Raw genomic sequence first — 9,570 nt, 5'->3', positions numbered from 1 at the left:
ATCGACAGAGTAAGACTTCATTTAAAAGTATTTATATTTTAATCTAGTGTACCTCATAATAGACGCAAGTGCTGTAACTACACTCTCACTTAAAACACCAGATTGGGACGAACACTGCGAAAAAATACTGCTGCCACCAACAGATGCAAACGCAGAGGTCATAGAAATTTCTGTTTACAAGCTGGTGTATTGCAATGGTGCTTGTCCCAAGAATTACCGCGTTTACAAAGCTGACTCAATGCTCGGTTTGGTTTTTCAACATATAACCCATTGGTCAAACGAGGTAGATGAGATCCGCTATACCCAGCCATTGAATGCAGTAATGGCACTAGAGAATTTTCTCAAAACTACAAGTATTGACAAGACTATTGCAGCGTAAACCACAACTCAGGAGTCAGGAGCCAGAAGTCAGAATTCAGTATTTTCTGACTCCTGAATTCTGAATTCTGAATTCTGACTTCTCCTCAACTATTCACCAATTAGAACAATGGAACCAACAATATCAATTCCACACGGTTGGAAATACCCTCGTTTTACTTTAGGACAACGTACAGAGCAGGGAATTATCATCGGCATCAAGTATTACCCAAGCGAGAGTCTTCTGGCTCACGAATACGAGTCAGGCTGGCGTTATCTAGTCATGCCTGATATCAATTCTATTGATGAAGGAAATCATTTAGAGAACGAGATTAAATTACTGACACCGCAGGAATTGAGAGCAGAGATTCAGACTGAAATAGAAAAATGTCTACGCCAACTTGAACTGCTTAAGTACGAATTAAAAGCAATTCCTGGAGGCATAGCTGATGGCTAAACTGCCCAAAAACTGCTCTGACCTCACGGCTGCTAGCTTGCTGCTTTTCTTGCGCCGCTATGGAGGTTCTGCTCCTTTACACAGCATTAATTTCTCACGAACAGTAATCCAATCATTACTAGATAGAGAACTAGTACGAGTGCAGAATACCAAACACGGTTTTTTACTGACAATCACACAGGATTCTGACAAATTGCCGACGAACTAAGCCCATTAACTCATTCAAACAAATACAGCCATCACTTTGCAATCATGGAAACTATCAAAATCAACAACAGCGTCTTTCTCATCCCACCCAGCCAACCGAAACTGCAAGCCAATTGCGCTAAAGAATATGGTCAATTCCTTCTCGATTGTCCCCCGAAACTGACCATCTTGGAGGCACAAGCGGGGGGATATCTTAAGGGAAGTAAGGCAGACTTTGCGATCGCTATTTCTCGCCCTGACCGCTTACTCACAATCAACGAAAACTTTATCAACGAACCCTTTACCGAATTGTGGGTCATTCCTGTGACTGGTGGGTTAAAAGACCAGTTCAAAGGGCCAGCCTCAATGCTGCTTTGTTTCTTGATGCACCGCCGTAGTAAGGACTCGTTTGCTGCACTATACAATCACTTCGCCCATCGTGCTTTTCAATCGTGGTGTGAAGAGGGAATGGCGGGAGATCCGAAAGAGTTTTGTTATAGCGCGATCGCTAGCGTACTCAAAAACTACATTTTCTGTGCAGAATTTCAGAAAGTAGAAGGGCCATTGGGAACATATTGGTTTATTCAGTGGAGTTACCGCAACCCGGAATCTGATTTTGAAAAGGACGCTTTAGTTGCAGCAGAGATGATTCGCTCTGGTGCTGAGTCGGGAGCAACAATTCACTGGGTGACTAATGAAACTTATGAAAGATGGGCAGAGAACGCAAATAAGACGGCTTTAGCACTGCCATCTATGTCTGAAACTGAAGCCAGAGCATCTCTACAACCACAGAATCAGCAGGTATTACCACAGGGTAAGAAGCGGTAACACTATTGCTGTTGTTGCGGGTAAGGAGGATGGGGCTTTGTCCAAAATCTTGCTAGCCACGCTAAAGGGATGGCAAAACCAGCAGCAGTCAGCGAACGAATTATTTCATATAAGTGTGCAAATTGTAACTCGTTGACTTCGCCCCTTACCCAATTCAAAACAGCAGAGTAAAACCCGAAGCAAAAGATGATTCCCAAGGGAGTCACAATTGCCAAAACAAGAGCGGTTTTCCCTGCCCTACGGTAGTTTCTCCAACGCAAAGCTAGCCAGCAACCAGCTACTTCTCCTATCCACCACCCAACAAAGTAACCAATAAAAGGTGGAATTAATCCTTCTAATTCAGCATTCGGCATGAAGTTTTTTACATAAGCAATTCCTAGATAGACACCCAGATTCATTAATACCACAGCCCCAATTGCTCCTCCTGCAACTGCTGCTAAATATCCATTTTGACGATTTGTATTTTGTGCCATTATTCAATCCAAAATTTTTCATCAAAAACACATTTGTTTTAGACAGTTTTGGTAGTGCTTTGAGTTCCTCATGGAGGATTAACATATATGAAACAAATAACAGGTTTTACCCCTATTGCTGCACTACCAGAATCTACAGGTAGGAGTGCAAAACAACGGCTACTAGCAACAATCGAATGGCTAGATGATGAAGACGCAGCCGATACTACCAATCTCAAGTTACTAACTGCAATTGTTGAATCTATTCTCTGGTCTGAAGAATCATACAACAGATTTTTGCAGTGCGGGTTTGATGCTGCCATTGAATTATTTGATAACAGTTCCCAAAACTGGGGATTTGAGCAAGTCATCTTATCACCTCACAATCCCAGGAATTGGCTCAGGTACAAACGCCTAGAAAAAACACCTCACCAATAAATTAGTTTCCCTAAATATTTTTCTCAGCAATTCTGGAGGTTAACAAATGAAGAAAAAATGGACTCCTGAAGAATTAGAAATTCTTGATGAAATGTCTGAAGCTTACACACCTAAACAGATAGCATACAGACTCAGAAGACGAGGCTATCATCGCACAATATTAGCTGTTCATAAAAAGCTCTATGCGTTGGGTTATTCTGCACGTCCCACTCTCGACAATTATAGTTGTAACCAAATTGCTCAAGCTCTTTCATTGAACCCCTGTACTGTAGCTAAATGGGTAAAACGAGGCTGGCTCAAAGCTATTCGGCGTTCTGCGACAAATTACCTCGTTAAGAGTCGGGATTTAAAACGGTTTTTCAAGAATCCTCCACAATCAATCAAAAAGCGAATTGCTGCGATAGATCCGCAGGTGGTTAGGTATTTGGTGGGGTAGCTAAACGGTATTTAAGTCTAAAGCAGAGGAATTTTTAACAATGCGAATAACCTACCAGTACCGTTTACGTCTAACTCAAAAACAAATAGACACATTTGAACACTGGCTCGAATTATGCCGTCGCCAGTACAATTACAGGTTGGCAGAAAGGTTTAACTGGTGGGAACAAAACCGTTGTGATGTTAACCGATGCTCTATAGTTTGTTGCAGCATTGCGCCGTTGAAAGACCAACCAAATCGTTGGTCACAACAAAAGGATTTAGCTAATACTAAAGCTCTATTTCCTGAGTATAAAGAACTTCCTTTGCATACATTACAAAATGTAATTGCAAGAGTTGATAAAACTTACACTCGATGGTTGAAAGGTGATAAAAATGGTAAAAAGTCTGGTCGTCCTAGATTCAAAGGTAAAGGGCGTTATCGTTCTTTAACTTTCCCCGATCCAATTAAGCCTGAACACATTCAAGGTAAGTTTATTCAGTTGCCTAAAATTGGAAAGGTAAAAGCAATATTGCACCGCCCCATACCTGACGATTTTAAAATCAAAACTGCTACTATCACGCGTAAAGCTGACGGCTGGTATATCGGACTTAGTTTAGAAGATATGACTGTGCCTAGCCTTAAAACTGATGCCATACCTACACCAGATAACACAGTGGGTATTGACATGGGTCTTAAGTTTTTCTTAGTAACCAGTGACGGTGAAGAAGTTGCTATTCCCCAGTATTACCGCAAATCACAAAAACGCCTGAAACGCCTGCAACGTCAGTTGTCTCGTAAACAAAAAGGGTCAAAACGTAGAGCATTAGCAGTAAAACGAGTTGCCAAGCTGCATCAAAAAGTAGCCAACCAACGCAGAGATTTTCATTACAAAACTGCCCTATGGTTGTTGTCTAAGGGATACAAATTTATTGCTTATGAACATCTAAATATCATAGGTCTAACTAGATCGCGTCGATCGCGACTAGCCAAATCAATTCTTGATGCAGGGTGGGGTCAATTTTTGGCAATCGCTAGTCTCAAAGCTGCAAACGCTGGAGGCGCAGGATTGCCACAAAACTCACATAAATCAACCATTGAATGTTCTGATTGTGGTCAAGATGTACCAAAAACACTGGCTGACCGATGGCACAATTGCCAGTGTGGTGCAAGCTACGACCGTGACCATAACGCAGCACGAAATATAAAACATAGGGCGGTGGGGCATCGCGTCCTTTAAAGCTCAGTTAATGTCCGACCCATTGGGGGGAGTCGCTGAGAAGCTCAGGTTGTCCCAAAAGGCAATACTGGGAGTATGTCACGGCGTGGAGTATGAGACTTTAGGAATTAGTAAAGTGATGACTTAAATGGCATTGAGACAATTTGTACCATAGAGTTATACTTTAATTATCATAGACCCCATACCAGAAGAAACAGTGCGTGTGGCTCGTGCCGCTTTCCCGAAAGGCAATCTCTACATAACCATGAGGGTGAAATTGGTACTCTCTACAAAGATCAAGATTTTGAAGCACTGTTTCCAACACTTGGGCAACCCGCTTTTAGTCCTTGGCTGTTAGCTTTGGTCTGCGTCATGCAATATATCGATTTTACGACTACCTATCAAACGGTTGCTCATTTTACCCCAGAGATGCAAGCGATGTCAGCTATTCCCAGGTGAGAGGTATTTATTAAGATAAGTATTTTAGTAGTATATAGCTTAGACAGTAAAAATCTTACAGAAAGTTTTAGTAAGGCTCAAAGCCTTGCCAAATAACCACTATCCCCATCATTTTTTTGCCCTGCTAAACGTCAAATTAATGATAGGTCATTCGACAATTGTGGATTTGAAAGTAAAAAAATCACAAAAACTACTTATGTATTTGCATAATCTCGGTAATAAGCTCTGTATCTATATTAACATGACAATAGCCTGCTGATCCTGCTTCCTTGCTGCTATGAGCGCGAGATCAAGGGTTTTAGTTGTGAATTTCACAAATAGCAAATTCCCCATGAAACAAACACAAAAAGCGATCGCTAATTGTTTAAAAACTATGCCAAAAGGAAAAATCGCTGCGATCGCATGTCTTCCCTTGCTGCTAGTCGAGGCAGTCTTTGTACCAGCAGCGATCGCTTTGGATGGGGAAAAGCTATACCAATACACCAGCCAAGAAAAACAAAGTGTCAATCTGCGGTAGCGATGTAATTGGAAGTTGGGTGTAAGCGATCGCTTCTGAAGCCCCAACACTGCAAAAGAAAATCTAGTACCAACCAATACATATTTATCATGAGCAACATCAACAACGTCCTGTGGGCGCTGCAATTGGGCGGCATATTCCCCGACGCTGGCATTAGCATTGCCGCCGATACTTTCGGCAACACTTACGTCACGGGAGCCTTCAACGGTACTGCCACCTTTGGTAATACCACCCTCACCAGTACGGGTTTTGGTTATAGTGATGCCTTCATCGCCAAATTCGACAGTAACAATAACATCCTGTGGGCACAGAAATTAGGCGGCACGTTAACTGATGTTGGCTTGGGCATCACCGTCGATGAGGCTGGTAACAGTTACGCCACAGGATTTTTTTCCGGTATAGCTACTTTTGGCAGCACCACCCTCACCAGCACTGGTAATGAGGATGCCTTCATTACTAAGCTTGATAGCAATGGCAACGTCCTCTGGGCACAAAAATTGGGTGGCACTGAGTCTGACTCTGGACTTGGTATTACTACTGATGCGATCGGAAACATTTACGCTACAGGAGCATTAAACGCTAATTCGAGCGATACCTTCATTCACAAGTTGGATCAAAATGGCAACATTTTGTGGACGAAAAACTTGGGCGGTACCTCACCTGACTCTGGCTTTGGTATCACTAACGACAAGGATGGTAACACTTACGTTTCAGGATTTTTCAGAGGTACAGCCACTTTTGGCAGCACCACCCTCACCAGCGCTGGTAATGAGGATGCTTTCATCACTAAGCTTGATAGCAGTGGCAACTTCCTGTGGGCAAAGAGCTTGGGCGGTATATCCGATGACAGAGGCAGGGGCATCATTGTTGATGAGACTGGCAATGCTTATTTCACAGGATACTTCTCAGTTAGTGCCACATTTGGTAGCACCACCTTCAACAGTGCTGGCAATGCTGATGCGTTTGTTGCCAAACTTGACAATAATGGCAATACGCTCTGGGCAAAAAACTTGGGTGGCACTGAGTCTGACGAAGGTTATGGTATCGTCGCCGACGAAGTAGGGAACATCTACGTCTCAGGACTCTTCAGTAGTACTGGCACTTTTGGCAACAGCACCCTCAGCAGTACAGGTGATTCTGACGCTTTCATCGCCAAGCTCGACAGCAATGGTAATGTCTTATCAGCACAGAAATTTGGTGGTGTCTCAAGTGACCTGGGCACTGGAATTGCCACCGATGGAAAGGGTAATATCTACGCAACGGGAGGCTTCTCAGATACCGCCACCTTTGGTAATATCACTCTCACCAGTGCGGGCAACACAGATGCCTTTGTCGTCAAGCTTGGGGAAGAGGTAGAGCAACCAAAAATCACCCTCGCCCTCACACCCAACAGCGTTGCTGAAGATAGTAGCAACAACCTCATTTATACCTTCACCCGTGATGGCGACACAACTAACCCCCAGATAGTCAACTTCAACATTGGCGGCAATGCTACTTACAACATCGACTATACGGTAGTCGCAAATAACACTTATACTGGCATCGGTGGCACTCTCACGGTTAAAGCTAGTGATACCACTGCTACTGTCACCATTAATCCAACTGCTGACAACCTCCAGACAGTCAACTTCAACATTGGCAGCAATGCTACTTACAACACTGACTACACAACAGTTGGAACTAACACCTTTACTGGCTTTAATGGCACTGTCGCCTTTAAAGCTGGTGACACCACTGCTACTGTCACCATTAATCCAACTGCTGACACAATCTTTGAGGCTGATGAAACAGTGAGCTTAACACTGACATCAGGAACAGGTTACACCATTGCTACATCAGAAGCGGTGACAGGTGAGATTACCAATGACGACACTCAAATTAACCTAGCAGTTAATAACGTCCTGTGGGCAAAGCAATTGGGTGGCACCTCCTATGATGTAGGCTGGGGCATTGCCGCCGATGCTTCAGGCAACACCTACGTGATGGGAGATTTTTCAGATACCGTCACCTTTGGCAACACCAGCCTTACCAGTGGAGTCGGTAATGATTCTTTCATCACCAAGTTGGACAGCAGTGGCAACGTCCTATGGGCACAGAAATTGGGTGGTAGCTCCTACAGGACATCTAGTGGCATTAGCGTCGATAGTTCAGGCAACACCTACGCCACAGGATTTTTCTTCGCTCCCGCCACCTTTGGTAACATGACCCTTACCAGTGCAGGAGAGGGTGATGCCTTTATCACCAAGCTCGACAGCAGTGGCAACTTCCTCTGGGCGCAGCAATTGGGTGGCACCTCGTTTGATATAGCTCTGGGTATTAGCGTCGATAGTTCGGGCAACTCCTACGTCACCGGCAGTTTCTCTGATACCGCTACCTTTGGTAACATCACTCTTACCAGTACAGGTGATGACGATGGATTTATCACCAAGCTCGACAGCAGGGGCAACTTCCTCTGGGCGCAGCAATTAGGCGGTACATCCTATGCGTCTGGTGAAGCGATCGCCAGCGACGGAGCCGGTAATACCTATGTCACAGGATATTTCTCCGATACTGCCACTTTTGGCAACACCACCCTTACTAGTACACGTGGTAGTGATGGGTTCATCACCAAGCTTGACAGCAATGGCAACTTCCTCTGGGCGCAGAAATTGGCAGGTGGATCTAGAGGTAAAGGCATTACCATCGATAGTTCAGGCAACACCTACGTCACGGAAAATGATGCTGTCATCACCAAGCTCGATAGTAGTGGCAAATTCCTCTGGGCTAAGAAATTGGACAGCAATGTGTCTGAAGTTACAGGCATTACTGTCGATAATTCAGGTAACATCTACGTCACGGGGAGTTTCTCCGATACCGCCAGTTTTGGTAGCATCACCTTGACTAGTGCAGGTGATGGTGATGCCTTCATCGCCAAGCTTGACAGCAACGGCAAATTCCTATCGGCACAAAACTTTGGTGGCACATCAGATGACCGAGGCTTAGACATAACCTCGGACGGGAAGGGTAACATCTATGCCACAGGAGGCTTTGATAATACTGCGACCTTTGATAAGACCAGCCTCACCAGTACAGGCAGCATAGATGCCTTTGTCGTCAAGCTTGGGGACAAGGTAGAGGAGCCAAAAATTACCACTCTCAATGGGGGCAATATTACAATTAGTACTACGAATTTAACGGTCGTCAGTAATGATACGGTAAGAGAGCCAAAAATCACCCTAGCACTTAATAATACTGATAGCGTATTCAACCTTGGCGGTGCTGCAACCCCTGTGCAGTTCGTCCTTAAGAGTGCAAGTCCTGGTGTTGTCAACGAAATCGGACTGTTTACCGTAGACGATGATAAAGGCACCATCGACGGCATTGCCCCCAATGATTCCAACTACACTCAGGCGGCGCTGGCACGTTCTCGCAGTATCTTCTCAACTTTAGGAAATTCACCCAACGGCTTTGATAGCAACCTCACTCGAACTCTCGACCTCGATGGTGGTATTCGTTTCCGCCTATTACTAGTACAAAATGGCACCCTCGATGGTTTGCGGAACGGTACAGTATCACTGTCACAATTGCGGCTATCTTCTCCTACTTCTTTGCAAGTTTCTGATGCAGGTAACAGCAACTTTGACCTGCGTTTCGAGGATAGTCCTGGGAGTGGTCAGTTTAACGATGCGGTGGTGCAAATGCAACTGGGAACACAAGCTGACAAACCCATAGGCACTGCCTTACAAGACCAGCAGGAAGGTGAGGTGTTGGACTTGCGTGGGCTGATAGGTATGCAGAATGCAACATTTACGGTTAACCGTGAGGCGGCATATAACAACTTTGTCGGTTTCTTTCGTGTGGCGGATGTCAAAGGTGGCATCGATACCAACGGTGACGGCATAGGGGATTTGCTACCCGGACAAGCTGGCTATGGAGAGGCGGCAGTGAAGAACCGTGTCGGCGGCATTGACCTGAGTGTCGGGAACCAGGGTAAAGCAACTTTTACAGGTCAGTTTGAGGCTGGTTCAGTATTTGCACCATTTCTCATCGTTAATGGGACACCAGAACAACTTCTTGACAGCAACCCCAATAATAACCCGGCAATTTACTTCCCATATCTGGGTGCAAATTCGGACATAGTAGACCATGTGCGGATCTTAGGCAACAATGTTTTCGGGTTTGAAGACTTGCCCAACGGCGGCGATAAAGATTTCAATGACATTATCGTTAGTGTCAAGTTTGGCTAATTTTGGGTAGATATCG

General features: G+C 44.6%; 10 protein-coding genes and 1 pseudogene. 10 read left to right on the top strand and 1 reads right to left on the bottom strand.

Going from position 1 to position 9,570, the window contains the following annotated elements; genetic code table 11:
* The first annotated feature begins 46 nt into the window (after positions 1-46).
* The 4 genes from ACEYW6_RS29890 (at position 47) to ACEYW6_RS29875 (ending at position 1,828) form a co-directional block, all read left to right on the top strand.
* The gene (locus tag ACEYW6_RS29890) at positions 47-379 is read left to right on the top strand and encodes a hypothetical protein (protein WP_412982621.1); all 333 of its coding nucleotides are present in this window, start codon (positions 47-49) and stop codon (positions 377-379) included.
* A 108-nt stretch (positions 380-487) separates the two neighbouring features.
* The gene (locus ACEYW6_RS29885) at positions 488-814 is read left to right on the top strand and encodes a hypothetical protein (protein ID WP_412982620.1); all 327 of its coding nucleotides are present in this window, start codon (positions 488-490) and stop codon (positions 812-814) included.
* Positions 807-1,022, top strand: a complete 216-nt coding sequence (locus ACEYW6_RS29880; protein ID WP_225892958.1) for a hypothetical protein — start codon at positions 807-809, stop codon at positions 1,020-1,022. The genes ACEYW6_RS29885 and ACEYW6_RS29880 overlap by 8 nt, the downstream gene beginning before the upstream one ends.
* Before the next feature lie 44 nt (positions 1,023-1,066).
* Positions 1,067-1,828: a hypothetical protein gene (locus ACEYW6_RS29875; protein ID WP_412982619.1), complete on the top strand. Its 762-nt coding sequence runs from the start codon at positions 1,067-1,069 to the stop codon at positions 1,826-1,828.
* A 2-nt stretch (positions 1,829-1,830) separates the two neighbouring features.
* Here ACEYW6_RS29875 and ACEYW6_RS29870 read toward each other — a convergent pair whose 3' ends face one another.
* Positions 1,831-2,301 carry a hypothetical protein gene (locus ACEYW6_RS29870; protein WP_412982618.1) on the bottom strand — a complete coding sequence of 157 codons (471 nt, stop codon included), beginning with the start codon at positions 2,299-2,301 and terminating at the stop codon, positions 1,831-1,833.
* A gap of 87 nt (positions 2,302-2,388) precedes the next feature.
* Between ACEYW6_RS29870 and ACEYW6_RS29865 the strand changes: the two genes are divergently transcribed.
* The 6 genes and pseudogenes from ACEYW6_RS29865 to ACEYW6_RS29840 all read left to right on the top strand — a co-directional run bounded on the left by ACEYW6_RS29865 (position 2,389) and on the right by ACEYW6_RS29840 (position 9,554).
* Positions 2,389-2,718, top strand: a complete 330-nt coding sequence (locus ACEYW6_RS29865) for a hypothetical protein (protein WP_412982617.1) — start codon at positions 2,389-2,391, stop codon at positions 2,716-2,718.
* A 46-nt stretch (positions 2,719-2,764) separates the two neighbouring features.
* The gene (locus ACEYW6_RS29860) at positions 2,765-3,154 is read left to right on the top strand and encodes a hypothetical protein (protein WP_412982616.1); all 390 of its coding nucleotides are present in this window, start codon (positions 2,765-2,767) and stop codon (positions 3,152-3,154) included.
* Positions 3,155-3,194: 40 nt separating this feature from the next.
* Entirely contained in the window at positions 3,195-4,373 is a 1,179-nt protein-coding gene (locus ACEYW6_RS29855) for an RNA-guided endonuclease InsQ/TnpB family protein (RefSeq protein ID WP_412982615.1), read from the top strand.
* Between the two features lie 166 nt (positions 4,374-4,539).
* A pseudogene (locus ACEYW6_RS29850) lies at positions 4,540-4,739 on the top strand (IS5/IS1182 family transposase); the annotation flags it as partial.
* A 403-nt stretch (positions 4,740-5,142) separates the two neighbouring features.
* Positions 5,143-5,328, top strand: coding sequence for a hypothetical protein (locus tag ACEYW6_RS29845; RefSeq protein ID WP_412982614.1), 186 nt, complete (start codon positions 5,143-5,145; stop codon positions 5,326-5,328).
* A gap of 89 nt (positions 5,329-5,417) precedes the next feature.
* Positions 5,418-9,554, top strand: coding sequence for a beta strand repeat-containing protein (locus ACEYW6_RS29840; protein ID WP_412982613.1), 4,137 nt, complete (start codon positions 5,418-5,420; stop codon positions 9,552-9,554).
* The last annotated feature ends 16 nt before the right edge of the window (positions 9,555-9,570 follow it).

This window comes from Nostoc sp. UIC 10607, assembly GCF_047228265.1.
GTDB classification, from domain to species: domain Bacteria; phylum Cyanobacteriota; class Cyanobacteriia; order Cyanobacteriales; family Nostocaceae; genus Nostoc; species Nostoc foliaceum_A.
This window is presented reverse-complemented; position numbering and strand designations above follow the sequence as displayed.